The organism is Vibrio sp. JZG10, assembly GCF_054064075.1.
Window position 1 is genome coordinate 14,736 of the sequence record NZ_JBSUGE010000002.1, and the last position, 25,793, is coordinate 40,528.

A 25,793-nucleotide genomic window follows, 5' to 3' on the forward strand; every position below is an offset into this window, starting at 1 on the left:
CCTTAGTCGTCCCTAATGGCTTATCGCGGTTGTGTACTGTGCTGTGTTCCTGTCTGAATGGAATCAGTAACTGGATGAATCAGTATCGAATTGGAAGAGCATATGGGACTGTTTTTTTGTTTAATTAAGTAGGATCCCAATGCAAGATTCTGTTATTCAATTCAGCGATTTATCTCTGAATGATTCTATCCTTTCTGCTCTAGACGGAATGGGTTTCGTGTCACCAACTCCAATTCAGGCTGCGGCAATCCCACACCTGTTGGAAGGTGCTGACGCGCTGGGTAAAGCTCAAACAGGTACAGGTAAAACGGCAGCGTTCTCTCTGCCTCTTCTAAATAAGATCGATCTCAACCAACGTAAACCACAAGCTATCGTTCTTGCGCCAACGCGTGAGTTAGCGATTCAGGTTGCGGCTGAAATGAAAAACCTTGGTAAGAACATCAAGGGTCTTAAAGTTTTAGAGATTTACGGTGGTGCTTCTATCGTAGATCAGATGCGTGCTCTTAAGAGTGGTGCACAAGTTATTGTTGGTACTCCAGGTCGTGTACAAGACCTTATCAACCGTGAACGTCTACACCTAGATGAAGTAAACACGTTTGTACTAGACGAAGCTGACGAAATGCTAAACATGGGTTTCGTTGATGACGTTACTGCGATCATGGAACATGCACCAGAGTCTGCTCAACGCGTTCTATTCTCTGCAACAATGCCTCCGATGCTTAAGAAAATCGTTGAGCGTTTCCTACGTGAGCCTGTAATGGTTGACGTTGCTGGTAAGAACCACACTGTAGACAAAGTTCAACAGCAGTTCTGGGTAGTGAAGGGTGTAGAGAAAGATGAAGCGATGTCTCGTCTTCTTGAAACGGAAGAAACTGATGCGTCAATCGTCTTCGTACGTACTCGTCAAGACACTGAGCGTCTAGCTGATTGGCTATCTGCACGTGGCTTTAAAGCGGCAGCTCTGCACGGTGACATTCCTCAGTCTCTACGTGAGCGTACTGTTGATCACATCAAACAAGGTGTTATCGACATCCTAGTTGCAACTGACGTTGTGGCACGTGGTCTTGATGTTCCACGTATTACGCACGTATTCAACTACGACATCCCATTCGATGTTGAGTCTTACATCCACCGTATCGGTCGTACTGGCCGTGCTGGACGTAAAGGTAAAGCGATCCTTCTTGTTCGCACTAACCAAATCCGTATGCTTCGCACTATCGAGCGCGTAACTAAGTCATCTATGGAAGAGATTCAGCTTCCTCTACGTGACCAAGTTGCTGAAGCTCGTCTAGCTAAGCTAGGCGCTGAGCTTGAAGCAGAGAAAGAGCACAAAGCTCTAGACAAATTTGCTGAGCTAGTAGAGAAACTACAAACTTCTCTAGAAATCGACCCAGCAACGCTTGCTGCTATGCTTCTTAAGCGTCAGCAAGGTAAACGTCCTCTGTTCTACATTGGCGAAGACCCAATGGTTGAAGCGATTGAGCGCGATAAGCAACGTCGCAAAGAGCGCCGTGAAGGTGGTCGTGACGGCGGTCGTAACTTCAACAACCAAGATTGGGATACTTACCAGCTTCAAGTTGGTCGCGAGCAAGGTGTTCAAGTTAAAGACATCGTTGGTGCTCTAGCGAACGAACTAGGTCTAGGTAAAGGCTCTATCGGTGCGATCAAGCTAGCACAAGGCCACACATTCGTTCAGCTACCAAAAGCAATGACTTCTGAAGCTGCGGGCAAGCTAAGCAAACTACGCATCCGTCAACAAGATGTTGGTGCTGTAGTATGTGACTTCGATGACTTCCGAGAGTCTCGTGGTGGTCGCCGTGACGGTGGTCGTCGCGATGGCGGTCGTCGTGATGGCGGCGGTTACCGTGGCAACCGCGAAGGCGGCAACCGTGGTGGTGATCGTCGTGAAGGCGGTCGTCGCGAAGGTGGCTTCCGTGGTAACCGTGACGGCAACCGCGACGGTAACCGTGAGGGTGGCGAACGTCGCTTCGATCGTAACCGTGGTGGTGATCACCGTGGTAACCACCGTGGTGAGCGTGGTCACGGCCGTGGTCGTCGCACTCAAGAAGCATAATCACGAATCAGTGATTAGAGCAATTGATTAAATTGCCTTAAGAATTGAAAGCCGAGCGAAATGCTCGGCTTTTTTATGCGCGTCGAATACGGCTTTGCTTTTCGTCGTGCTCATTTACCCAGCTAATGACTTCGTTTAAGGGGAGGGCTGGGCAGAACAAGTAGCCCTGAATGATGTCGCAGCCACGACTGCGTAAAAAATGCAGTGTATCCATGTCTTGAACGCCTTCTGCGACGACTGAATACCCTAGGCCATGCGCTAACGCTATTGTGTTCTCAACGATAGAGCGGGTGCCCTCTGTCCGGCTTGCGGTACAAAGAAATGATCGGTCGATTTTAATTTGATCAACTGGGAGATCTCTCAAAAGCGACAGAGATGAATACCCGGTGCCAAAGTCGTCCAAGCTGATCTTAATACCCAATCCTTTGATTTGGTGAATTAGGGGGTTGAGCTCAACAACTCTATCAATCGCCATCGTTTCAGTAATCTCTAAGCTTATAAGGTCAGCAAATTGAGGGTTTACCTTGAGCAGTGTTTCCAAGCGGTTAAACAATAAATTAGACGAGAGATCTTTTGCAGATAAGTTAACGTGGACAGGAAGCTTGATGTCTTTTTCTATAAAGGTCTGGAGGTCTTTTTCAACTTGGTTGAGGACCCACATGGTGATGTTGTGCACTTGATTACTTCGCTCCGCGATGGGGATGAAGTCGTTAGGCGAAATCGTTTTACCATTTTCATCATGCCAACGGATCACGGCTTCAAAGCCGACAGCTAAGTTAGTATGTGCATCAATCAACGGTTGATAGTATAGCTGGAACTCCTCTTTTTCCAGCGCACATTGAATACGAGAAGAGATTTCGAGCTGGTACTTGGCCCCGACGTTCATGTCCTCATTATAAAATGCAAAGAGATTGCCATTTCGTTTGGCGTGATACATGGCAATGTCTGCGTGCTTTATCAATAGATCATTGGACAGAGCGTCATAAGGGTAGGTACTGACACCGAAAACAACGCGGGAAGAGACTTGAAACTCATCTAAATGGAAGCGATTAGACAGTGCTGAATCTAACTCTTCGATGAGACTTTTGCCTGTTTCCTCGCATGCTGACGAGGTGAGGATGACAAATTCATCGCCACCAACGCGGAAAATTTTGTCACTGCCTTTAAGTTTCTCTTGGAGACGTTGTCCAATTTGAATCAGTAGTTGGTCTCCACAAAAGTGTCCCATAGCATCGTTGACTTGTTTAAAGTTAACGACATCGAAAAGGATCACTGAGAAAGGGTCTCCAGACTGTATTCTATCTTCGATTAACTCAAAGCAGTATTTACGGTTAGGGAGTCCAGTAAGTGCGTCGTGAACGGCATTACGCTTCTCTTTTTCAGCAACGGTATGAAGTTCTAGTATGGAGTCGTTGCTCCATTTGATAACCAGCACCACAAAAATGCTGCCACCGAATAAAATGAGAGAAACTCCGGTTTCCAAGAGGGAAGCGATAGGTTTTTGCATTATAGCGTGTAAAAAAGCGGCATACGCAAAAATGAAACAGCTGATTAACAACAATAGGAAAGTCCACCCGGGTACATCAGTTCTCGAGCAGATGTTTTTTGTCATCTGCCATCCCCAGCAGAGCAAAATCAAACCTAAGATCACTAATAGAAATGCAATAGTGGGCACATTATTACCCCGATTTATTGATTGGTTTATTATTTTTGTTCACCCAATAAACAACGTAGCTCATATCTCTGAATTTGTACAAATTGACCTATTCATAAATTATGTTTAACAAGTCATATTTTTTAGTCTTCAAATAAAATCAAAACTTGCTACAGATCAACAAAATTTGTTCAATCAAATCGCTTTTACTAAAAGATTGTTGAAAGATTAAAAAATTATTGAATAATAGAGGGGCAAACAAGAAGTACGCAGCGCACAAGCGCTATTACAACCTCTGCTCTACAACAGGATAACTATTTCATGTCTAATTCGTTTGTACTGGTGATCAACTCTGGTAGCTCTTCATTAAAATTTGCTGTTATTGATTCTGAAACCGGTGAAGCTTTGGTATCAGGTATTGGTGAGTGTTTTGGCCTACCTGAAGCTGAAATCAGTTGGAAATATCAGGGAGAAAAAACCGTTGAAGCAATTCCTGCTGGCGGTAACCATCATCAGTACGCTGTTGAGCGAGTGGTAAAACTACTCGAGACTTTGGGTTTGAGCTCAAAATTTGTAGCAGTAGGTCACCGCATTGTTGCTGGTGGCGAAACCTTTAAAGGCACAGTGAAAGTCGATGAAAAAGTTATTCAAGAAGTTGAGCGTCTTGCTGAACTAGCGCCGCTTCATAACAAAGCGAATGCAGAAGGCATGCGAGCAGCAATGGCAGCATTCCCTTCACTGCCTCAATTCGCTGTGTTTGATACTGCTTTCCACCAAACAATGCCTGCAAAAGCGTTTATGTACGCGCTTCCTTACGAGCTTTACGAAGAGCATAAAGTGCGTCGTTACGGTGCTCACGGCACAAGCCACTACTACGTAAGCCGTGAAGCAGCGAAAATGCTAGATAAACCGGTTGAAGAAAGCAGCTTTATCACCGTGCACTTAGGTAACGGTGCATCAGTGAGTGCGGTTAAAAATGGCGAATGTGTTGATACAAGTATGGGTTTGACGCCGCTAGCTGGCCTAATGATGGGCACTCGTTGTGGTGACCTCGACCCAAGTGTTATCGAGTTCCTTTTCCGTAAAGGTTGGGAAAAAGACGAAGTGTTCGAGATGATGAACAAGAAGTCAGGCTTCTTAGGTGTATCCGGTGTAACAAGTGACGCACGTGGTGTACTAGAAGCTATGGAAGCGGGTAACTCACGTGCGAAGTTGGCATTTGAAATCTTCACTTACCGTGTTGCGAAATACATTACTTCTTACCTAGCTGCTCTGGATTCATTAGACGGCATCATCTTCACTGGTGGTATTGGTGAAAACTCACTACCAATTCGTCGTGAAATCTTGAAAAACCTAAAACTGCTAGGTTTTGTTGAAGATGAGAAAGGCAACGAAGATGCAAGATTTGGCAACGCAGGTGTTATTGCAACATCTGAGTTGCTCGGTGCGAAAGCACTAGTTATTCCTACCAATGAAGAGTGGGTAATCGCTCAACAGTCGGTGGAACTGCTGTAAAACGGCAAAAATTTTGGGAACTAAGTCAAAGCCCTTTCCTTTATGGAAAGGGCTTTTTTTGATCCAAATACATCCTTTCTCCATACAACTATCCGCATTAATACGGATCTATAATAGCTGCCAATTGTCTTAATATTGATAAATATATAAACAACTTGGGCGGTGAAGAAATTTCAGTATACTGCGCTTAAGCCATACCAAAGAAAAATAGCCTTATGTCATGTAGGTGTCTCAGCTTGGAGACAGGAATTGCGTTTGAAGAACGATCAAACGAAATCTTATCTTTGCAGGCTATTGGGCATATAAATAATAAACCGTTGACTAGTTCGAAGATTAGTCAAATGAGAGAAAGTTATGTTTTTTAATAAGTCGCTTCAGCAAGAAAACCAACGATTAAAGCAGGATCTGCAACGCTTGCAGCAAATCCAACACAGTTTAGATGAAGAAATGCTTCGCTTAACGCTGGATAAGAAAGGTTGCATTACCTCTGTAAATACAAAACTTCACCAACAACTCTTTTTCACTGATGCGGATATTTTAGCGAGACCGATTACCGAGTTGGTGCCATCAAATTCGCGTAATACAGAGCACTTTCATCGAATGAAGAGAGCCGTTCAAGACAAAGTATTTTGGAATGGCGCGATGCAAGTACTTAAAGGCAACGGCGAAGAAGCGTGGTTACGAACGGTTATCCAGCCTGTTTTGAACGAACATCAAGAAGCCGAAAGCTTTTTTGTGTTTGCTTCTGAGCTTACGCGAACGATCAAAGCATCGCGTGAGCAAGAGGACATGCTGAATGCGTTGAGCCGTTCTATGGCGGTTATTGAGTTCACGTTAGATGGTAATGTATTAAAGGCCAATGATAATTTCCTTAGTACGATGGGTTATACACTGGATCAAATTAAAGGAAAGCATCATCGTATGTTCTGCGATCAGGAAGAGGCTGGTTCTGAAGCTTATCGCGAGTTCTGGCAACGTTTGGCAAAAGGACAGTTTGCTTCAGACCGATTTAAGCGAGTTAACCGTTACGGTGAAGAGGTATGGTTAGAAGCCTCCTATAACCCTATCCATAACGATAGAGGAGAGCTCTACAAGGTCGTCAAGTTCGCGACCGACATCACCCAGCAGGTGATGCAAGAGCAGCAAATGGCTCAGGCTGCGCAATTGGCTAATGAAGTTTCTCAAGAGACCGGAACACAAACACTGCAAGGTCAGCAAGTGATAGGTTCGACGCTAGAAAAGGTGCAAACACTGTCTGACCAAATGCAGCAAGCGAATACGGCCATTGACGAGCTCAAAGCGCACTCATCACGCATTAGTGAACTGGTTAATAGCATCAGTGGTATTGCTGACCAAACTAACTTACTGGCGTTAAATGCGGCGATAGAAGCAGCTCGCGCGGGTGAGCATGGTAGAGGCTTTGCCGTTGTTGCTGACGAGGTCAGACAGCTTGCCACAAGAACCAATGCGACCACTGATGAAATTGTCACAATGGTAACTGAAAACTTAGAGCGAACCGATAATGCTGTCCAACTGATCGCCAAGTGCCAAAAAGAAGCACTAGATACGCTAGAGCTTTCAGAAAAAGCGGGGAATGTGATGAACGAAATACAAGATGGCGCTAGCCGTGTCGTAGAGGCTGTGGAGCAATTTAACCGCTCATTGTAGTGGGTTCTTCATGCTATCAATGGCTGTTTTCGGTTCCGATATAATCAACTTGTTTACTACTGCTGCTCATCGCCAATAAAGCGCTTTTTTTGGTGATGAGAAAGCTAATTATTTCCCTCCTTAATATTTCGTATTTCTATCTTAACGTGTCGCTATTTTACAACACTGTTAATAAAAAGTAGCGTAATTTAATCTCCTGTTAACTTGGTTGCGAATCACAGTTGGGGGAGACCTACTTGGACTTACTAAATTTCACCATAGATAACTTAGCGCTGCTAGGTACGCTTACCATGGAGCACATCTCTTTGGTCGCTCTGGCTGTTGGGCTTGCCATCCTAACTGGCGTACCTATCGGCATTCTTATCACACAAAATGAGCGCGTTGCGAAAGTGGTGCTTTACGTAGCGTCCATCATTATCACCATTCCTTCAATCGCACTGTTTGGTTTGATGATTCCTCTCTTATCGACCATTGGTCATGGGATTGGCTACGTGCCCGCCGTGATTACCGTACTGCTTTATTCTCAGCTGCCTATTATTCGCAACACTTATACCGCGATTCACAACGTAGAACCGTCACTCCGAGAGGCAGCTCGCGGCATCGGGATGACGCCTTTTCAGCGTTTGAAAATGGTGGAAATTCCATTGGCGATTCCGGTGATTATGGCGGGTGTGAGAACGGCAGTAGTAATGAATATTGGCGTTATGGCGATCGCCGCGTATATCGGAGCAGGAGGGCTAGGCGTGTTTATCAGTCGTGGCATCTCGCAAAGTGATCCTCGACAACTGATCGTTGGTGCCATCGCCGTCAGCCTTCTGGCTATCATCGCGGATTACGGATTGATTCGACTACAAAAAAGATTAACGCCACCGGGCTTAACCGCTGCTCGATAAAGGATAAATAATAGGGACATTCAAATGATCAAAATTGACAAGCTAACCAAAATTTTTGAAACGCCTAATGGCCCGGTGACTGCCGCAGATCACATTGAGATGGAAGTTCCCAGTGGTGAAATTTGTGTGTTACTTGGCCCATCCGGTTGTGGCAAAACCACCACGCTGAAAATGGTCAACCGAATTATTCCCGCGACATCGGGCAAGATCTATCTTGGCGGTGAAGATACTTCAGGGATGGATACAGTCACTCTGCGCCGCAACATTGGCTATGTTATTCAGCAAATTGGCTTATTTCCCAACATGACGATCGGCGAAAACATCGCGGTGGTTCCCAAGTTATTAGGGTGGGATAAGGCAAGGTACATGACGCGTGCAAAAGAGCTATTGGAGATGGTGGCTCTTGATCCTAGTGTCTTCCTTAATCGTTATCCAAATGAGTTGTCTGGCGGACAGCAGCAACGAATTGGTGTTGCCCGAGCGCTAGCTGCGGATCCTCCCGTTATGCTGATGGATGAACCTTTTGGCGCGATTGACCCGATCAACCGTGAAGTAATCCAGGATGAGTTCCTTAAAATGCAGCAAGAGCTCAACAAGACCATCATGTTTGTCAGTCATGACATTGATGAAGCGGTCAAAATGGCCGATAGAATTGCGATTTTCCGTGATGGTCACCTGGTTCAGTACGATACGCCTGACGATTTGCTCGCACACCCGAAAGATGATTTCGTGAAAAACTTTGTCGGAGATGATCGCGCACTTAAACGTCTTCGCTTAGTGACGGCTGAATCCGTCATGCAGACCACCTTTGCGCACGTGAAACCTAACGAGACGCTTGCCGACGCCCTAACCAAAATTGACGCGTATGGGTATCGCGACGCCGTGATATTAGTGAATGACCAACACCAACCTATCGGTTATGTGCCAAAAGCTACCGCAATCAATATGAAGGGGTACTGCGGCGAACATTATGTCGGCCTGAAAACAATCGCCCGAACCACGGATGATCTGCGTAAAGTCGCGTCGAAGATGTTCACGCACGACATTGTTTGGATGCCGTGTGTTGACGAGAATGGCCGCTTAGTGGGCGAAGTCACACAGCGCGGCATTACCCATTATCTAGGCGCAACTTATCAGCGCGATATCTCTCCTAGTCAGCCACAGCCATTGCATCAGGCTAAGGAGGCATCGTGACCAACCAGCTCAAACAAACCTACTATTTCGTTTTATTAGCGTGTGTCTTTGCGTTGGGTATTTATTTACAAGGCGCGGGTACGATCGATGATTTCCTCTACTACCAAGAAGACATTGTTTATTTGACGGTTCAGCACATTGAACTGGTGCTGCTGTCTGGTGGATTGGCGATCCTAATCGCGATTCCCGTCGGCGTATTGCTCAGCCGTCCCCGTTTTCAGAAAGTCGCAGAATCGGCGATGCAGGTTTTGAATGTGGGGACCACGATTCCTACTTTAGCCATTCTCGCGCTGGCAATGAGCTTTCTTGGCATTGGCACCGTGCCTGCGGTATTTGGGCTGACGATTGCCTCGTTGTTGCCGATTGTCAGAAACACCTACATTGGACTGAAAGAAGTGCCCGCTCATTTAAAAGAAGCGGCGTCAGGCATTGGTATGACCGAGTTACAAATGTTGTTTCAGGTTGAAATTCCTAATGCGCTGTTCGTCATTTTTGCCGGTATCCGCACGGCGTTAGCTGTCAACGTGGGCACCGTTCCACTGGCCTTCTTAATTGGTGGCGGTGGGTTAGGGGAGCTCATTTTTACCGGTATTGATCTGGATGAACCCATCATGATGCTGGCAGGCGCTATTCCTACAGCGATGCTGGCTATCGCTATCGACAGTGTGGTAGGAGCCGTTTCTTATGTCACTGTACCTAAAGGCTGTAACCCTATTAGAGCTAGACAATAACAATCCTAAAAATTGAACACAGACAGGAGTCAAACATGTTGAAGCAAATTACTCGCCGCTTGCTGGCCGTTGGTGTACTGCTTTCAAGTTTTCACGCATCTGCGGAAATCGTCGTAGGTGGTAAAAACTTTACAGAACAACAGCTTTTAACGGAGATCACGTCTCAATATTTAACCAAAAAAGGCTACGACGTTGATAAACGTTCGGGCATGGGCAGTGCGGTTTTGCGTAAAGCGCAAGAAAACGGCCAGATTGATCTTTATTGGGAATACACGGGCACATCACTGATCATTTACAACAAAGTCAAAGACAAGCTCCCAGCAGAGCAAGTGTATCAACGCGTTAAGGAACTCGATGCGAAGAAAGGTCTAGTTTGGCTTAACCCTTCAAAAGCGAACAACACCTACGCGCTCGCTATGCGCAGTGACGATGCGAAGCAACGTGGCATCTCAACCTTATCCGACTTCGCCGAGCAAATGCGCCAAGACCCGCCAATGACCATTGCTTTGAATGCGGAATTCTATGCACGAAAAGATGGCTTCCGACCTTTACAGAAAACCTACAAATTCAAAGCTTCACGAGACCAAGTGAAACGCATGGATACGGGGTTAACTTATGATGCGCTGAAAGGGAAAGAAGTCGATGCTGCGCTCGTATTCGCAACAGATGGTCGTATCAAAGCATTCGGTTTTACCGTTTTAACGGATGACAAACAGTTCTTCCCTGATTACGCGATCACACCTGTGGTTCGCGAAGAAACGCTAGATGCGAACCCAGAGCTTGCCGAGCAAATGAACGCGCTTTCTGCGGCGATCGATGGCGATACGATGTCGACTTTGAATCAACAAGTTGATGTGGAGCGACGTTCGATCTCAGAAGTTGCAAGCCAGTTCCTATCTGAGCATAACTTGGGGTAATACCATGACTATCCTGCAAGTCAGTGTGGCCCAAATCAACGCCCAGTTAGGCGATGTGAATGCCAATCTGAATACTCATCAGGATTACATAAAGCAAGCTGCGGCCTTGGGGTCGCAGCTATTGCTATTTCCTGAACTCTCCTTGACCGGATACCAGCTCCAATCTTCTGTGCGTGAAGTTGCCATGAAGCGTGATGATGCTCGGCTTAAAGAGCTTGCGCAACTTGCACCGCACATGTCCGTGATTGTCGGCTTTGTTGAACAGGCTGCTCCGGGAGAGTACTACAACGCGATGGCTTGGTTGCTCGGTGGTACGGTGGTTGCTGTGCATCGCAAAATCAATTTACCAACCTATGGTGGGCTTGAAGAGGGCAAGTGGTTTCATTCTGGTGACGCAACCACCAGCGTTTCTCTTGATGATAATTGGCGAGGCTCGGTTTTAATTTGTGCCGATTTATGGAATCCACCTTTGGTTCATTGCGCGCTACTCGATAAGCCTGAAATCTTGCTCGCGCCGATCAATTCGGCCAGCAGTATTGTCAGTAAAGATTTTTCCAATGAAGACAACTGGTTAGTTAACGTTAAATTTTATGCGGTGCTCTACGGAACTCCAGTTTTGATGGCCAACCGTTACGGGCCAGAGGGCGAAGCGTGGTTTTGGGGAGGAAGCTGTATTTTGTCTGCAACGGGTGAGCTATTGGCGCAGGCAGAAGACGGTGAAACCTTGATAACTGCAACCTTGTCATTGGACGATATTGATAAAGCCAGATTCGAGCTGCCTACCATGCGAGACAGCAATACACCATTGATCACAACACTATTGTCGAAGGCAAAACGCTAAAACTGGAGCAGTAGACGATGCAATCTATTCATCGATTTATTCACGAATTAACCTTTGAACAGCTTCCCGCTGACGTTATTGAACAAGCGAAATATTGCGTCTTGGATTTGTTAGGTGTCGCCGCAGCTGGTAAAGCGACGCAGCTGCAAAACATGGTAGCCAAACTCGCGCAGAAGCAGTTTGCCGGTGATACGCCGATGCTGTTTTCTGATCACACGGCTAGTGGTTGTGGGGCAACTCTATATGGCGGCATGTTGATTGACAGTATGGACGCGCACGACGGCCAAGTCCTGACGAAAGGCCATGTTGGCGTCGCTGTTTTGCCGGGGCTGCTCGCCAGTATGCATGAGTCAGCAGTTACGGGAGAAGAGTTATTAACGTCCCTCGTCATTGGCTACGAAATAGCAACTCGCGCCGGAATCGCGCTGCATCAAACCGCTTGTGATTATCATACTTCTGGTGCTTGGAATGCGTTGGGCGTCGCTGCGGTGTCTGCAAGAAGAAAAGACTTAACGGATGCACAAACAGAGCATGCGCTCGGCATTGCTGAGTTTTATGGTCCACGCAGCCAAATGATGCGTTGTATTGAACATCCAACCATGCTCAAAGACGGCTCTGGCTGGGGAGCGATGGCGGGCTTTGCCAGTGCAGAGCTAGCAGAAGAGGGATTTACTGGCGCGCCAGCCGTGACTCTGCTGGACGAACAAACTCACGCTTTGTGGGCAGATTTAGGGCAGCGTTGGTATATCCTAGAGCAATACTTTAAACCGTATCCGGTTTGTCGTTGGGCTCAACCCGCGGTTGAAGCAGTGAGAGCGCTGCAACAAGAAAATAAACTAGAACCTGATGAGATTGAACTTATCGAAGTTCATAGCTTTCATCAGGCGGTGTGCCTGCATACCAAGCGCCCAGAGACAACCGAGCAGGCTCAGTACAGTTTGCCATTTTCAGTCGCGAGTGCGGTCATGGATAATACGGTCACGGTAGAAGCCGTCACCAAAGGACTGAAAGATCCTGCTCGCTTGGCACTTACGGAGCGGATGAAGTTAATTGAAGAGCCCGTTTACAATGATAAGTTTCCAGCCGAACGCTGGGCGCATGTCGTGGTGACGTTGAAAAATGGCGACAAACTGACTTCGCCTCCCTGTATTGCGCGAGGTAATCCTGAAAATCCGCTCAGTCGAGACGAGATGCGAGGTAAGTTTCGTACTTTGGCAGAGAAAGAACTACCCGCTTCGCGCGTGTCAGCGATAGAAGAGGGCTGTTTGCAACTTGATAAAGCCAGCAAAGAGCGGGTACTTGCTTGGCTATCATTGCTTTACCAAGGTACTTTGTCTGACAAGCCGTCTGACACGTCGCCTGACACATCACCTGACACATCACGATGAGAACGAAGAGATCGAACTTCTTTTCTCTTACTCAATCTTAAGCTAAACGTCGCTCTTCACGCGGCGTTTTTTCATAGCGTTTTTTGTAGCAGCGCGCAAAATACGATGTAGAACTGAACCCACAAGCGGTACTGATTTGAGTAATGGACAGCATGGTTTGCAACAGCAAATGTTGAGCGCGTTCTAAGCGCAATTGAAGGTAGTAATTACCTGGTTTATCTTGCAAGTATTGCAAAAATAACCTTTCCATCTGCCTGACCGATAATCCTACTTGTTCGCCAATTTCATAGCATTTTAGCGGTTCTTCCATGTTGGCTTCCATGATCTCTACAGCGTCGAGCAGGCGCGGGTGGCGGATGTTGTGCTTACGGATTAACGACATCCGCTGTTTATCATGCGCGGGTCGAATAGCAGGGTGAATGCATTGCTCAGCCACTTGATTCGCCAAGTCGCTTCCATGTTGGTTTGTAATTAAATGAAGTATCATATCCAAACCGGCTAAGCCGCCCGAACAAGTTAGTGTGCGTGGGTCGAATTCGTACAACTCACTGGTCACGTTAATGTTTGGAAACTCCTCTGCCAGGCTGTTGGCGGACTCCCAATGCACGGTACACGTTTTGTTTTTTAACAGACCAGCTTTTGCTAACAACACGCTGCCTGTCGAAGTCGAGCCCACGGCGATACCTTGACGAAGCGCTTGCTTTAACCACTGATTCACCGAGCCACTCGCAGCAGCAACGTGGGCACCAATACCTGCTACAACCAGCAGCAAGTCTAAATGGGCAATGTTGTTGACTGACTGTGTTGGCGAGAATGAAACGCCATTACTGGCCGATACTTCTTTATCTTCGAATCCATAAATATCCCACTGATACAAATCGCAACCAGCGAGGCGGTTGGCCATTCGAAGAGGTTCGATAACCGCCGAAAAAGAGAGCATCGAAAAATCAGGAATAAGGAAAAAACCAATGCGATACGTGTGTGTCGTTTTCATTCTCTGTGGTCACCAAGTGGGCAGTTCGTCTATGTCGTATTTCTGGATAAGAATGTCGCAATTGTTAAATTATTGCTATCAAAATTCGAACATGATGTGACTTAAGACAAGGAGTTCTTTGTCGAGCATACACATTCATTTGGACGAGATAATTATGATTGAACAAAAAGCCCCAGTAATTAGTGATGGTCTACGCCTTGATGGCGCTTTCTTTACTGACGAGAACGTTAACAATCCAGACTTACCGATCGTTATTGTCTGCTCAGGCTTTACTGGGCAAAAAAATATTCACCCAGAGCGTTACGCGAGAGCCTTAACTGCAAAGGGCTTCACAGTATTCGGGTTTGACTACCGTGGCTTTGGTGAATCTGAAGGCATTCGTGAGCGAGTTATTCTGGATGAACAAGTACGCGACATCGCCAACGCGGTTGCGGTTGTGAAAAAGCGCGCTAACGAGGAAGGTCGCAAAGTCGTACTGGCTGGCTGGGGCATGGCGGGTGGATTAATTCTTGATGCTTACCGAGTTTGCCAAGATGCGATTGATGGCCTTATCTCCATGAACGGCTTTTATGATGCGGTACGTGTTCAGGTTGCTCAACGTGGTGAGCACGGTTGGAAAGCGTTCCGTCAATTTATGTTAGAAGAGCGTACACGTCTTGCTCTTGGTGGAGAAAAGCAGGGGATTGATCCATTTGAAATCTACCCGCTTGATCCAGTAAGCCGCGAATATGTATTCACTGAACTGGTCAAAGCGCCGGGCTATGGCGTGACATCTGATCTGGATTTTGCGGATTCTCTCATCAATTTCAAACCAGAAGCTCTACTGGACGAGCGATTTGCAGACGCGCCAATCTTAATTGCGCACGGTGCCGAAAACGACCTTCACCCAGTGACCGAAGCAAAGTCGCTGTACGCGAAATACCCTGGGCCGAAATCTCTATTCTTACTGCCTGAAGGTGGTCACACCGAGTGGATGTTGGACGACGATCCTAAGTTTATTCAGTTCTCTGGCGTGATCGCAAACTGGTTGAGTGAGAACTTCAGTTAAGTCTTCAAGAGGTGCTTTCGTTGATGGCACCTCTACCTTTCTGACAGGATGATTTTTGATGAGCATAATCCCATTTTGTGAAGCGGCGGACCCATTTGTACATAAACCAACAATTGCGATTCCTGCAGGCGCGGTTGATTGTCACGCCCACGTTTTTTCTTCACGTTATCCGTACTGTGAAACGCGAACCTACACACCACCTGATGCCAGCGTCGGCGCGTACCTGCATTTGCACCAGCAATTAGGCATCCGTCATGGCGTGCTGGTTCAGCCGAGTGTGTATGGCAATGACAACCAGTTGCATCTTGATACATTACGGTATTTACGCCAGCAAGGTTACGACTACAAAGGCGTCGCGGTCGTGGATGCGGATGTGTCCGAGCAAACGCTGGATGAGCTACAAGAAGCGGGATTTTGTGGGGTGCGGATGAACCTACTGTTTAAAGGTGGTATTGAGTGGCGTGATGTTGAACGTTTAGCGGCTCGCCTTGCAGAGCGACACTGGCACCTTCAATGCTTAATTGATGTTTCGCAGTTTGATGACTTATATCAGCGATTAAGGGCTTTACCCCTGCCCGTAGTGATTGATCATCTTGGACATATGCCAACAAACAAGCTTATTTCTCATCCTGGTTTTCAAACCTTATTGAAGCTTAAGGCCGAAGGGAAAGTGTGGACAAAATTGTCGGCACCGTATCGTTTGTCGCTTCAATCACCGCCTTATGATGACGTTTCTCCATTTGCTCAAGCTTTGTTAGAAGCGAATGAAGAGCAATGTGTCTGGGGATCGGATTGGCCTCACCCATGTTTTGCTGCTGAGATGCCAAATGATGGCCAGTTGTTAGATACCTTGTGGCACTGGACGCAAGATATGACACTGTTTGGCAAGATTCTGGTCGATAACCCCAAGCGCCTCTACCGCTTTTAACTCCGCATTTCTATTACGAACCTAAAAAGACAACCGTAAGGCACTGATTCAAATTATGCTTCCTGCACTTCCGCTACAGGTTTCCTCTGATCCTGTGGTTATCAAGTTCTTTAACACCCTTAAACAGCTTGGTTTCAAGGGGGATACTGATGCTCGCTATACCACTCGATTGAGTATGGCGACTGACAACAGCGTCTACCAGCAACTTCCGTTGTCGGTCGTCTTTCCTGCCAACCATCATGATGTGGTAATACTTGGCAAGTTCAGTGCTCGTGATGAATTTAAACACCTGACCTTTTCGCCCAGAGGAGGTGGAACGGGCACCAACGGACAATCATTGAACTCGGGGATCGTGGTTGATCTGTCTCGCTACATGAATCGAGTGTTAGAGATTAACGAGCAGGAAGGCTGGGTGAGAGTGGAAACTGGGATAGTCAAAGACCAACTCAACGACATCGTTCGTCCTTATGGTTATTTCTTCTCGCCAGATCTGTCGACCAGCAACCGCGCGACATTAGGTGGGATGATTAATACCGATGCATCAGGCCAAGGCTCTTTGCAATATGGTAAAACCTCGGATCATCTGTTGGCGCTCAAAGCCGTATTGGCGGATGGTTCGGTGCTCGATACCGAAGCTATTCAACAAAACAAATGGTTAAACAGTGATGTAGTATCGCGAGCGTTAAAAATTACAGAGAAAGTTTGTCGAGACAAGCGTCAACAGATTTTGGATAAGTTTCCTCCTCTGAATCGATTTCTTACTGGTTATGACCTAAAAAATGCCATCAACGACAAGAGTGAAGAGTTTGACGTCACGAGAATATTATGTGGCTCTGAAGGCACGTTAGCTTTTATCACTGAAGCCAAGCTCAATCTTACGCGAATACCTACCACACGACGGTTAGTGAACGTTAAATACGATAGCTTTGATTCTGCATTGCGAAATGCTCCCTTGATGGTCGAAGCAGAGGCGCTATCGGTAGAGACGGTTGATGCAAAGGTGCTTAATCTTGCAAGAGAAGACATTGTCTGGCACTCGGTAAAACACGCGATCTCAGATGTGCAGGGCAAAGAGATGCAAGGGATTAACTTTGTCGAGTTCGCAGGCAGTCACAACGATGATATTGAGGATAAAGTTGAACGCTTACTTTCAATTCTCGATAAAGAAATGGCTCACCGACGCAGTGGTATCATCGGTTATCAAGTCTGTCGTGAACCTCAAGACATCCAAGCCATTTATGGTATGCGCAAGAAAGCGGTTGGGCTGCTTGGCGCGACCAAAGGTCAGGCAAAGCCGATTGCATTCGCGGAAGATACCTGTGTACCGCCTGAAAATTTGGCGGACTTTATCGCGGAATTTCGTACGTTGCTAGACAGCAATAACCTGCATTATGGCATGTTTGGTCATGTGGATGCAGGCGTTCTTCACGTGCGTCCAGCGCTCGATATGTGTGACCCTGAGCAAGAAGCGTTGATGCATCAACTGTCCGATGATGTGGTCGCGTTGGTGGCAAAATACAATGGTTTAATGTGGGGAGAGCACGGTAAAGGATATCGCTCAGAATATGGACCAGCCTTCTTTGGTGATGAGCTCTTTACTGAATTAAGGCGTATTAAAGCGGCGTTTGACCCCGACAATAAAATGAACCCGGGCAAGATTTGCACGCCACTGAATAGCGACGCTGAAATGGTAAAAGTCACAGCGACCAAGCGTGGCTACTATGATCGTCAGATCCCTGTAGAAGTGCGAGAGTCGCTTAAGCCCGTGCTGTCTTGCAATGGCAATGGGCTGTGTTTTAATTACGATGCTGACAGCCCAATGTGTCCATCATTTAAAGTAACAGCCGATCGTCGCCACTCTCCGAAAGGGAGGGCTGGGATAATGCGTGAATGGCTGCGTCGCCTGAATGACAGTGGCTTCGATTTGCTCGCTAACGAACAACAGCTTCTCAATCAAACATTATCGGTTAAGCTTTTGACTCAGAAGCTGAGCAAGTTGATATCTCGCCCCACATCTGATGATTTATCGCATGAAGTTTATGAGGTGATGAACGGTTGTCTAGCGTGCAAAGCATGTGCGAGTCAGTGTCCTGTTAAAGTTGATGTGCCTGATTTTAGAGCGCGTTTTTTACACCTCTATCACTCTCGTTATCGCAGACCTCTGCGCGACTATCTGGTGTCGAATATTGAGCAACTGCTGCCGATTATGGCAAAAGCCCCCAAGCTGGTTAATCGAATTGCATCTACTCGGCCCGTTACGCAAGTATTAGAGACATCCATCGGTTTTGTTGATTCGCCAGTGCTATCTATCCCTACGTTGCAAAGTCGATGTCAGGCACCTGGCGTGAGCCCGTTTGACTTTTCGTATTTAGAATCGCTTTCCCCAGAAGTGAAGCAAAATTACGTCTTGATTGTTCAAGATCCATTTACCAGCTTTTATGAAGCCGAGTTGGTTTCGGACTTTATTCAGTTATTGCAGCGGTTAGGGAAACACCCTGTTGTTCTGCCTTTCAAACCTAATGGGAAAGCTCAACATGTAAAAGGTTTCCTTAAGGCATTCGCCAGAAATGCACAAAACACATCGGATTTTCTCAACCAAGTTGCTGAGCTTGAAATTCCTATGATCGGTATCGATGCAGCCTTAGTGCTTTGTTATCGTGATGAATACCGTCAGGTTTTAAAAGAAAAGCGAGGCGAATTTACAGTTTATACGGCTCATGAGTGGTTGGTGGATACACTCAATGAATGGCCAGTTGTACGCGCATCGGATGAAGAGCCTTGGTATTTGATGGCGCATTGCACAGAAAAGACCAAAATACCGCAGACTGAGAAATCTTGGCAGTCTATTTTTCATCACTTTGGCTTAAAACTGCATGTGATACCTGCGGGATGTTGCGGTATGGCAGGGACATTCGGCCATGAAGTGGATAAGAAAAGTACGTCTGAAGCTATTTATCAACTGAGTTGGAAACCGAATATAAAGAACCTGCCCACTGAGCGTGTGTTAGCCACGGGGTACTCCTGCCGCAGTCAAGTTAAGCGTTTTGAAGGGGAGGTCGTTCGACATCCGGTCCAAGTTTTAGCCAGTTTGTTTAGTGCATAAGATGCTTAGGCAATTTAGTATACGAAAACGCTTGCCTTAAGACTTTGCCTGCCTTTAATGTATCCGACCGCAGAACTTCAATCTGCTTAACAACACAGGAGAGAATCGGGCTTTCACTTCCGCTCGACAGAAACTCCTTTCAAATTGATACAACAGCGCAGCAAACTTCCCTTGCTGCGATACTGTGTTCCATATTTTGTGAGTACTTATGTTTAACTCAGAACGCAAAGCGACGGTTATTCTGGTTGCGACAACGATGATCGCGGCACTTGGTTGGATCTTTTCTAAGGAAACAATACAGGGTTTACCACCTTTCGGCTTTATCGGGGCGCGATTTACTATTGCATCGCTCTGTCTGCTGCCGTTGTGCTATCGACCTTTGTTGAAAGCGAATTTGAGAGATGTGCTTTCTGCTGGTGGTGTCGGGCTACTGTTAGGTAGTGCCGTTATGACATGGATTTACGCCATCTCCATCAGCGACACGCTCGGGGAAGGCGCATTTATCATGAGTCTCTCCATGCTATTTGTGCCGATTGTTGCGTGGGTTATGTTTCGTCAACGACCACAACGAATTTTCTGGCTTTCTTTGCCTATCGCGGTATTAGGTCTCGCCTGTCTCTCTTTAGTTGGCGGTTGGAAGCAATCGGCCAGTCAATTTTGGTTTCTTGGGGCGGCACTGGTTCTTGCGCTTCACTTTAATGTGAACAGTAAATATTCTCAAAAATTGCCTGTGTTGCTGCTTACTTGCGTGCAGCTTTTTTCTGCTGGTTGTTTAGGTTTGTTGGTTTCTTTCTTTATGGAGTCTTTTCCGGCAGAGGTTGACTCCTCCATTTGGTGGTGGTTCGCGTTGAGCACTTTGCTAGCGACGAGCTTGCGTTACGTAATGCAAACCATGGGGCAAAAATTTGTTCAGGCAGGTAATGCTGCCTTGATCATGATATTAGAGCCAGTTTGGACCGTCATTCTGAGCGTGCTGTGGTATGGCGAAGTGCTAACGGCAAATAAGCTAGTAGGCTGTGTGCTTATCTTATTTTCTCTTATTATTTACCGTACTGGCGGGCGATTTCGTTTGTCTATCCCTAGGTAGCTTCAAGAAATGTGGGTAGGGAACAATTTAGGAGTGAAGCATGGCCAATACTGAGCATAAGGAATCACTAGACTTTTTAGATATTTTAAGTGTCTGTTTATACCGTTTAGGAATTAGCGTATTTGCCTTTGGACTTATCGCGATGACGATATCGGGTTTGCACCTTATTGAAGGTTCGGCATTTTATGATCGAAATGTGTTGCTGCTCATCGCCATTGCAGGTGTATTAACTGCAGCAAATATCCATGTCTACAGTAAAACTGTGCGTACTGTCATTAGCTGGTCAACTTGGGTGGGACTGCTCTTCATGGTGAGCGATCCAGACTTATCCCGCGTGTGGCTTTCTCTTGGTTTTGTCTTTGTCACTTTTTCCGGTGTGGCGCTGAAAGAGTCCTTTTGTTTTAAAGTTCCAGGCTTGAAAGCGGTGCCAGTGCTACTTGCCATCGCAACCTTTGCGTTTTGTTTCGAAATACTGACGGTAGCGAATATTGCAACAGGGGTGTCTGGCTTAATTATGGGTTTCCTGTCTATATCAAAGTGGCGGATGCCACTTCATTTTGATATTGGTATTAAAGCAAACTACGAGGTTTAATAAACGTCTTATGTTAGAGATGTCATACGGTTACGCAAAGCTAGCGATACTTTTGACGTGGGTTCTCGATTAAGCTCTTCGCTGATCATCCAGCCAGCTTTTGCTAACAGCTCCAAGTCGATCCCCGTTTCGATCCCTAATCCTTGGCATAAATACAGTACATCCTCCGTCGCGACATTCCCCGAGGCCCCATGAGCGTATGGGCATCCACCTAGCCCAGCTACACTACTGTCGATGGTATTGATGCCCATACTTAATGCTTGATGAATATTGGCGAGCGCTTGTCCCCATGTATCGTGGAAATGGACAGCAAGCAGGGGGAGAGGTGTAACCAACATGACGGCCTCCAGCATGGCTGCAATTCGATTTGGCGTGCCTGTGCCGATGGTGTCACCTAGAGACACCTCATAGCACCCTAAATCAATGAGGGATTTGGTCACGCTCGCCACCTGCCTAGGGTCTGTCGGACCGTCGTAAGGGCAATCGGCAACGCAGGATAGATAACCTCGAACAGGGATGCGGTGTTTGGTGGCTAATCGCATTACAGGCTCGAAGCGAGTTAAACTTTCTGCAATCGAGCAATTGATATTGTGTTGGCAGAATCCTTCTGATGATGAAGTGAAAATTGCGACCTGATTGGCACCAGCCTCCAAGGCTTGTTCGAAGCCTTTTAGGTTTGGTGTCAGGGCAGAATAAGTAACATGATTTCGCCTTGTTATTGCTTTCATGACCTCTGTTGAGTCCGCCATTTGTGGCACCCATTTGGGCGAAACAAAAGAGCCCGCCTCAATATGCGTTAGACCAGTATCAGAGAGTAAGTTGATCAAACGGATTTTAGTGTGGGTCGCAACAGGAGATTCATTTTGCAACCCATCTCGTGGACCTACTTCGACAATATTTACTTTGGAAGGCAGCATTACTTGTCCTGTGATTTGGTGATCCAACTTGGGCTTCGTTTTTCAAGAAACGCTTGCAAGCCATCTTGGCCTTGTGGCGATACCCTAATGTCTGCAATGAGCTTGCTGGTATAGTGAATCAGTTGTTGATCGATCGGGTTTTGATGACATTGGTGACAGAGCGTTTTTGCTTTGCGCATCGCATCTGGGCTATTAAGTAGTAACGTCTTGATCACGCTATCGACCGCATTTTCAAGTTGTTTGGCTTCTTTCACTTCGTGCACAATACCAAACCGTTCGGCATCCTCGGCTGAAATGACTTCACCACTTAAAATATAACGTCTAGCTTGTCGATTCCCCATCGCGCGCATGACGTAGGGTGCAATGGTTGCCGGAACTAAACCAAGCTTAACTTCACTTAAGCAAAAGTTGGCACATTGGCTCGCGATGGCGATATCGCTGCAACAAATCAATCCCAGCGCGCCGCCATAAGCGGAGCCTTGTACAACCGCGATGGTGGGTTGAGGGAACGAATCTAGTGTTTCCATGAGTCTTGCCAAGTTTTGGGCATCAACGAAATTATCTTGCCTCGTGCTGTCGGCCATCGACTGCATCCAATTCAGGTCGGCCCCGGATGAAAAGTGCTTGCCGTTACTTTTTAATACCAAGCATCGCACATCCGTTCGTAAAGCGAGATAATCTAGGCGGTGGATCAGCAAGTCGATCGTACAAGCGTCAAAAGCATTGTGTTTGGCTGTTCTGTTTAGAGTGATGGTTGCTACGCCATTGTCATCGACATGCCAAAGAACATCATCTTGCCTTTGGGCGTTGGGAATAATGCTTGGTTGCATTTCCTGCATACTAACTTCCTTAATTTATCTTTGGATATTTACATTCTGAAGACGCCAAACTCGCTATCAGGAATGGGAGCATTTAATGCTGCCGTTAGCGCCTGACTCAACACCTGACGCGTTTGTTTGGGGTCAATAATTCCATCATCCCATAGCCGAGCGCTCGCAAAATAGGGATGTCCTTGTGTTTCATACAAGTCTATGATCGATTCTCTAAAAGTGTGTTCTTCTTGCTCTGACCACGCTTCTCTCTGGCGTTCCTTCGCGTCTTTTCGAACTTGTGTTAAGACGCCTGCCGCTTGTTCTCCGCCCATCACAGAAATACGAGCGTTCGGCCACATCCACATCATGGTTGGATCATAAGCTCGGCCGCACATGCCATAATTGCCAGCGCCGTACGACCCACCGATGATTACGGTAAACTTTGGTACGTCAGCACAAGCGACGGCCATCACCAGCTTGGCGCCATGTTTTGCGATGCCTTCTTCTTCCACCTTTTTCCCAACCATAAATCCGGTAATGTTTTGGAGAAAGAGAAGCGGTGTTTTCCGTTTGGCGCAAAGTTCAATAAAGTGCGCGCCCTTTTGTGCCGATTCAGAAAACAAGATGCCGTTGTTTGCCACAATGCCGATCAAGTGTCCGTGAACGCGAGCAAAGCCACACACTAACGTTCTGCCGTACAAGGCTTTGAATTCGTCAAAATCAGAATCATCGACGATGCGGGCAATGATTTCTCGAACGTCGAATGATAGTCGTAAGTTGGCATTCACGATTCCGTAGATTTCTTCAGCATCGTAGCGGGGAGGTAGCACGGTGTTTTCCGGCTTAATCGGTTTCGCTCTATTGGCATTGGCAATGGCTTCTCGGGCAAGCATTAGGGCATGCTCATCATTTTCAGCGTAATAATCAGCAACACCAGATTTACGACAATGCACGTCTGCCCCGCCGAGCTCTTCACCCGTCACGACTTCGCCAGTGGCCGCTTTAACTAGAGGCGGTCCCGCCAAAAATATGGTGCCTTGCTCTTTGACCATAATGGACACATCCGCCATGGCAGGAACATATGCGCCCCCAGCAGTGCAAAGCCCCATCACAACAGCAACCTGAGGGATGCCTTTTGCTGACATCCTCGCTTGGTTAAAGAAAATGCGACCAAAGTGTTCTTTGTCGGGGAAGACGTCGGACTGATGAGGGAGATTTGCGCCACCGGAGTCCACCAAGTATACGCAGGGGAGTTGGCAACGTTGGGCTATCTCTTGCGCTCTAAGGTGTTTTTTTACCGTGAGTGGGTAGTAGGTTCCGCCTTTTACCGAAGCATCGTTGGCGATGACCATACATTGAATCCCCGCTATGAAACCAATGCCGGCGATAACGCCAGCGCAGGGGATGGATTCGTCATACATTTGCCAGGCGGCAAACTGGCTGATTTCAAGAAAGTCAGTGTTGTCATCAAGCAAGCGCGCGATGCGTTCTCGGGCGGGGAGTTTTCCTTTTTGCCTCTGGTGCTGAATGGCTTTTTCACCGCCTCCCTGTTTGATGGTCTCGATGTGTTGATTCAGTTGAGTGACCAACGTTTCCATCGCAGCTTTATTGGAAAGAAATAACTCGTCAGTTGGCTTAGTTTTACTTTTGATAATGGCCATAATGACTTCCTTGTCGTATGTTCCTTTAGCGAGATTCTTCGAACAGTTCTCGGCCTATTAACATGCGGCGAATCTCTGAGGTACCCGCGCCGATTTCATAAAGCTTTGCATCACGTAGCAAACGACCAGCAGGGTATTCATTGACGTAGCCATTCCCACCGAGCAACTGGATTGCATCGAGTGCCATTTGTGTGGCGAGTTCTGCACTGTACAGAATCGCTCCTGCGGCATCTTTGCGTGTTGCGTTACCTCGATCACAAGCCGCTGCGACGGTATATACATACGCTTTTGCTGCACTCATTCGAGAGTACATATCGGCGATCTTGCCCTGAACTAACTGAAACTCGCCAATGGATTTTCCAAATTGCTCTCGTTCATGTACGTACGGGACCACAATGTCCATGCAAGCTTGCATTATCCCGAGTGGTCCTGCAGCGAGGACGACGCGCTCGTAATCCAGCCCACTCATTAACACCTCGACGCCTTGATTCAGCTCGCCAAGAATATTCTCTTTCGGCACTACGCAATTGTTAAACACAAGTTCGCAAGTGTTCGAGCCTCTCATACCTAGTTTGTCCAGCTTTTGAGCATGGCTGAAACCTTCGACGTTGCGTTCAACAATGAATGCGGTAATACCTCGTGAACCTGCATTGACATCCGTTTTAGCGTAAAGCACCACTATGTCAGCGTCGGGACCGTTGGTGATCCACATTTTGTTGCCATTCAGTACAAAATGGTCGCCCTTGTTCTCCGCTTTCAGTTGCATGCTTATCACGTCTGAACCTGCATTGGGCTCACTCATAGCTAGGGCGCCAACGTGCGTACCATCGATGAGTTTGGGAAGGTATTTCTTGCGTTGAGAAGGCGTGCCATTGAGAAAAATCTGATTGACGCACAGATTAGAATGAGCGCCGTAGCTTAAAGCGACGGAGGCAGAGGCTCGGCTGATCTCTTCCATCGCCACAACGTGAGCAAGGTATCCCATGCCTGCACCACCAAGTTCTTCATCGACGGTGACACCGAGCAGCCCCATTTCTCCAAACAAAGGCCACAAATGGTTCGGAAACTGGTTATCGCGGTCTATATCTGCGGCGATGGGAGCAATATGTTCCGTAGCAAAGGCATTAACGTGGTCTCGGAGCATATCGATGGTATCACCAAGTCCGAAATTGAGTGGGGCGTAGGTGCTTTTCATAACGTCTCCCGATATCAGAGGTAAGGTGGAAAAGCCGATTGCAGTGTCGCTATTTGAGTATAGCGGTTATGTCTCTTTGCTTTTGAGTGTTTGAATACAGCGTTCTTTAGCGGCATTCAACTCTGCCATTACGACGCTGATGTCATTGAGTTGCTGTTGTAGGACGGCTTGTTTCTCTTCAATGATATTGAGCATTTTCAATAACTGTCCTTCGGTTTGTTGCATGTCATAGAGCTCGAAAAGTTCACGAATTTCTGCCAGTGAAAAACCGAGCCGTTTCCCTCTTAAAATCAGTTTGAGACGAATTTTATCTCTGCGTTGATAAACGCGCATGTTGCCTTTTCGCTCTGGTTCAATCAGACCTACATCCTCATAAAACCGGATACTGCGAGTGGTAATATCAAACTCCTTGGCGAGGTCACTGATCTTGTATTTTTCCATAACATACTTACCTCGAATAAAAATCCAGTTTCTGAAATCGAACCTTCAACGGAAAGGCCGAACGCAAATTTTGAAAGATAAACGCCTACTCGGTGTGTTTTTTCATCTCATTGTAAAGGCTAGTGCTATGCTTACGTAAA

General features: G+C 46.9%; 21 protein-coding genes. 14 read left to right on the forward strand and 7 right to left on the reverse strand.

Annotated features, from left to right (window positions below):
* Window positions 1–139: 139 nt before the first annotated feature.
* Entirely contained in the window at window positions 140–2,074 is a 1,935-nt protein-coding gene (locus ACWYVB_RS02660) for a DEAD/DEAH box helicase (RefSeq protein ID WP_047009310.1), read from the forward strand.
* A gap of 73 nt (window positions 2,075–2,147) precedes the next feature.
* Here the strand turns inward: ACWYVB_RS02660 and ACWYVB_RS02665 are convergent, their stop codons facing one another.
* Window positions 2,148–3,686 (reverse strand): putative bifunctional diguanylate cyclase/phosphodiesterase, encoded by a 1,539-nt coding sequence (locus tag ACWYVB_RS02665; protein ID WP_074189973.1) that lies wholly within the window; start codon window positions 3,684–3,686, stop codon window positions 2,148–2,150.
* Between the two features lie 363 nt (window positions 3,687–4,049).
* Here ACWYVB_RS02665 and ACWYVB_RS02670 point away from each other — a divergent pair, with 363 nt between their 5' ends.
* The 8 genes from ACWYVB_RS02670 to ACWYVB_RS02705 all read left to right on the forward strand — a co-directional run bounded on the left by ACWYVB_RS02670 (window position 4,050) and on the right by ACWYVB_RS02705 (window position 12,875).
* Window positions 4,050–5,243 carry an acetate/propionate family kinase gene (locus ACWYVB_RS02670; RefSeq protein WP_006742422.1) on the forward strand — a complete coding sequence of 398 codons (1,194 nt, stop codon included), beginning with the start codon at window positions 4,050–4,052 and terminating at the stop codon, window positions 5,241–5,243.
* 354 nt (window positions 5,244–5,597) lie between these two features.
* On the forward strand, window positions 5,598–6,911 hold the full coding sequence (locus ACWYVB_RS02675) for a methyl-accepting chemotaxis protein (RefSeq protein ID WP_457527843.1): 1,314 nt from the start codon (window positions 5,598–5,600) through the stop codon (window positions 6,909–6,911).
* 290 nt (window positions 6,912–7,201) lie between these two features.
* A complete protein-coding gene (locus tag ACWYVB_RS02680) occupies window positions 7,202–7,804 on the forward strand; it encodes an ABC transporter permease (RefSeq protein ID WP_005391019.1) in 603 nt (200 codons plus the stop codon).
* 24 nt (window positions 7,805–7,828) lie between these two features.
* Window positions 7,829–8,998 (forward strand): ABC transporter ATP-binding protein, encoded by a 1,170-nt coding sequence (locus tag ACWYVB_RS02685; RefSeq protein WP_182033592.1) that lies wholly within the window; start codon window positions 7,829–7,831, stop codon window positions 8,996–8,998.
* Window positions 8,995–9,729 carry an ABC transporter permease gene (locus tag ACWYVB_RS02690; RefSeq protein ID WP_006742426.1) on the forward strand — a complete coding sequence of 245 codons (735 nt, stop codon included), beginning with the start codon at window positions 8,995–8,997 and terminating at the stop codon, window positions 9,727–9,729. Before ACWYVB_RS02685 ends, ACWYVB_RS02690 begins: the two co-directional genes overlap by 4 nt.
* A gap of 35 nt (window positions 9,730–9,764) precedes the next feature.
* Window positions 9,765–10,646: a glycine betaine ABC transporter substrate-binding protein gene (locus ACWYVB_RS02695; RefSeq protein ID WP_457527845.1), complete on the forward strand. Its 882-nt coding sequence runs from the start codon at window positions 9,765–9,767 to the stop codon at window positions 10,644–10,646.
* A 4-nt stretch (window positions 10,647–10,650) separates the two neighbouring features.
* Window positions 10,651–11,487, forward strand: coding sequence for a nitrilase-related carbon-nitrogen hydrolase (locus ACWYVB_RS02700; RefSeq protein WP_237311161.1), 837 nt, complete (start codon window positions 10,651–10,653; stop codon window positions 11,485–11,487).
* Window positions 11,488–11,504: 17 nt separating this feature from the next.
* Window positions 11,505–12,875 (forward strand): MmgE/PrpD family protein, encoded by a 1,371-nt coding sequence (locus ACWYVB_RS02705; protein ID WP_457527847.1) that lies wholly within the window; start codon window positions 11,505–11,507, stop codon window positions 12,873–12,875.
* Window positions 12,876–12,912: 37 nt separating this feature from the next.
* Here the strand turns inward: ACWYVB_RS02705 and ACWYVB_RS02710 are convergent, their stop codons facing one another.
* Window positions 12,913–13,869, reverse strand: coding sequence for a GlxA family transcriptional regulator (locus tag ACWYVB_RS02710; RefSeq protein ID WP_457527849.1), 957 nt, complete (start codon window positions 13,867–13,869; stop codon window positions 12,913–12,915).
* A gap of 154 nt (window positions 13,870–14,023) precedes the next feature.
* On the opposite strand from ACWYVB_RS02710, the gene ACWYVB_RS02715 reads away from it, so the two are divergent.
* The 5 genes from ACWYVB_RS02715 to ACWYVB_RS02735 all read left to right on the forward strand — a co-directional run bounded on the left by ACWYVB_RS02715 (window position 14,024) and on the right by ACWYVB_RS02735 (window position 20,627).
* Window positions 14,024–14,917, forward strand: coding sequence for an alpha/beta hydrolase (locus tag ACWYVB_RS02715; protein WP_258587533.1), 894 nt, complete (start codon window positions 14,024–14,026; stop codon window positions 14,915–14,917).
* A gap of 58 nt (window positions 14,918–14,975) precedes the next feature.
* A complete protein-coding gene (locus ACWYVB_RS02720) occupies window positions 14,976–15,845 on the forward strand; it encodes an amidohydrolase family protein (RefSeq protein ID WP_457527851.1) in 870 nt (289 codons plus the stop codon).
* Window positions 15,846–15,900: 55 nt separating this feature from the next.
* Window positions 15,901–18,948 carry a D-2-hydroxyglutarate dehydrogenase YdiJ gene (gene ydiJ / locus ACWYVB_RS02725; protein WP_457527853.1) on the forward strand — a complete coding sequence of 1,016 codons (3,048 nt, stop codon included), beginning with the start codon at window positions 15,901–15,903 and terminating at the stop codon, window positions 18,946–18,948.
* Between the two features lie 208 nt (window positions 18,949–19,156).
* The gene (locus tag ACWYVB_RS02730) at window positions 19,157–20,035 is read left to right on the forward strand and encodes a DMT family transporter (RefSeq protein WP_048625206.1); all 879 of its coding nucleotides are present in this window, start codon (window positions 19,157–19,159) and stop codon (window positions 20,033–20,035) included.
* A 40-nt stretch (window positions 20,036–20,075) separates the two neighbouring features.
* Entirely contained in the window at window positions 20,076–20,627 is a 552-nt protein-coding gene (locus tag ACWYVB_RS02735) for a DUF2301 domain-containing membrane protein (RefSeq protein WP_457527855.1), read from the forward strand.
* An 8-nt stretch (window positions 20,628–20,635) separates the two neighbouring features.
* Here ACWYVB_RS02735 and ACWYVB_RS02740 read toward each other — a convergent pair whose 3' ends face one another.
* The 5 genes from ACWYVB_RS02740 to ACWYVB_RS02760 form a co-directional block, all read right to left on the reverse strand.
* Complete coding sequence (locus ACWYVB_RS02740; protein WP_268844888.1) at window positions 20,636–21,544, reverse strand: hydroxymethylglutaryl-CoA lyase; 909 nt, start codon at window positions 21,542–21,544, stop codon at window positions 20,636–20,638.
* Window positions 21,544–22,383, reverse strand: a complete 840-nt coding sequence (locus tag ACWYVB_RS02745; protein ID WP_145472037.1) for an enoyl-CoA hydratase-related protein — start codon at window positions 22,381–22,383, stop codon at window positions 21,544–21,546. Before ACWYVB_RS02745 ends, ACWYVB_RS02740 begins: the two co-directional genes overlap by 1 nt.
* A gap of 29 nt (window positions 22,384–22,412) precedes the next feature.
* Window positions 22,413–24,017, reverse strand: coding sequence for a carboxyl transferase domain-containing protein (locus tag ACWYVB_RS02750; RefSeq protein ID WP_457527857.1), 1,605 nt, complete (start codon window positions 24,015–24,017; stop codon window positions 22,413–22,415).
* A 25-nt stretch (window positions 24,018–24,042) separates the two neighbouring features.
* The gene (locus ACWYVB_RS02755; RefSeq protein WP_457527859.1) at window positions 24,043–25,212 is read right to left on the reverse strand and encodes an isovaleryl-CoA dehydrogenase; all 1,170 of its coding nucleotides are present in this window, start codon (window positions 25,210–25,212) and stop codon (window positions 24,043–24,045) included.
* A gap of 66 nt (window positions 25,213–25,278) precedes the next feature.
* Complete coding sequence (locus ACWYVB_RS02760) at window positions 25,279–25,653, reverse strand: MerR family transcriptional regulator (RefSeq protein ID WP_012842485.1); 375 nt, start codon at window positions 25,651–25,653, stop codon at window positions 25,279–25,281.
* Window positions 25,654–25,793: the final 140 nt, after the last annotated feature.

Excerpts from the sequence above, each read along its gene's own strand:
- ACWYVB_RS02660 (WP_047009310.1), top strand. The coding sequence starts at position 140 with ATGCAAGATTCTGTTATTCAATTCAGCGATTTATCTCTGAATGATTCT.
- ACWYVB_RS02665 (WP_074189973.1), bottom strand. The coding sequence starts at position 3,686 with ATGACAAAAAACATCTGCTCGAGAACTGATGTACCCGGGTGGACTTTC.
- ACWYVB_RS02670 (WP_006742422.1), top strand. The coding sequence starts at position 4,050 with ATGTCTAATTCGTTTGTACTGGTGATCAACTCTGGTAGCTCTTCATTA.
- ACWYVB_RS02675 (WP_457527843.1), top strand. The coding sequence starts at position 5,598 with ATGTTTTTTAATAAGTCGCTTCAGCAAGAAAACCAACGATTAAAGCAG.
- ACWYVB_RS02680 (WP_005391019.1), top strand. The coding sequence starts at position 7,202 with ATGGAGCACATCTCTTTGGTCGCTCTGGCTGTTGGGCTTGCCATCCTA.
- ACWYVB_RS02685 (WP_182033592.1), top strand. The coding sequence starts at position 7,829 with ATGATCAAAATTGACAAGCTAACCAAAATTTTTGAAACGCCTAATGGC.
- ACWYVB_RS02695 (WP_457527845.1), top strand. The coding sequence starts at position 9,765 with ATGTTGAAGCAAATTACTCGCCGCTTGCTGGCCGTTGGTGTACTGCTT.
- ACWYVB_RS02700 (WP_237311161.1), top strand. The coding sequence starts at position 10,651 with ATGACTATCCTGCAAGTCAGTGTGGCCCAAATCAACGCCCAGTTAGGC.
- ACWYVB_RS02705 (WP_457527847.1), top strand. The coding sequence starts at position 11,505 with ATGCAATCTATTCATCGATTTATTCACGAATTAACCTTTGAACAGCTT.
- ACWYVB_RS02710 (WP_457527849.1), bottom strand. The coding sequence starts at position 13,869 with ATGAAAACGACACACACGTATCGCATTGGTTTTTTCCTTATTCCTGAT.
- ACWYVB_RS02715 (WP_258587533.1), top strand. The coding sequence starts at position 14,024 with ATGATTGAACAAAAAGCCCCAGTAATTAGTGATGGTCTACGCCTTGAT.
- ACWYVB_RS02720 (WP_457527851.1), top strand. The coding sequence starts at position 14,976 with ATGAGCATAATCCCATTTTGTGAAGCGGCGGACCCATTTGTACATAAA.
- ydiJ (WP_457527853.1), top strand. The coding sequence starts at position 15,901 with ATGCTTCCTGCACTTCCGCTACAGGTTTCCTCTGATCCTGTGGTTATC.
- ACWYVB_RS02730 (WP_048625206.1), top strand. The coding sequence starts at position 19,157 with ATGTTTAACTCAGAACGCAAAGCGACGGTTATTCTGGTTGCGACAACG.
- ACWYVB_RS02735 (WP_457527855.1), top strand. The coding sequence starts at position 20,076 with ATGGCCAATACTGAGCATAAGGAATCACTAGACTTTTTAGATATTTTA.
- ACWYVB_RS02740 (WP_268844888.1), bottom strand. The coding sequence starts at position 21,544 with ATGCTGCCTTCCAAAGTAAATATTGTCGAAGTAGGTCCACGAGATGGG.
- ACWYVB_RS02745 (WP_145472037.1), bottom strand. The coding sequence starts at position 22,383 with ATGCAGGAAATGCAACCAAGCATTATTCCCAACGCCCAAAGGCAAGAT.
- ACWYVB_RS02750 (WP_457527857.1), bottom strand. The coding sequence starts at position 24,017 with ATGGCCATTATCAAAAGTAAAACTAAGCCAACTGACGAGTTATTTCTT.
- ACWYVB_RS02755 (WP_457527859.1), bottom strand. The coding sequence starts at position 25,212 with ATGAAAAGCACCTACGCCCCACTCAATTTCGGACTTGGTGATACCATC.
- ACWYVB_RS02760 (WP_012842485.1), bottom strand. The coding sequence starts at position 25,653 with ATGGAAAAATACAAGATCAGTGACCTCGCCAAGGAGTTTGATATTACC.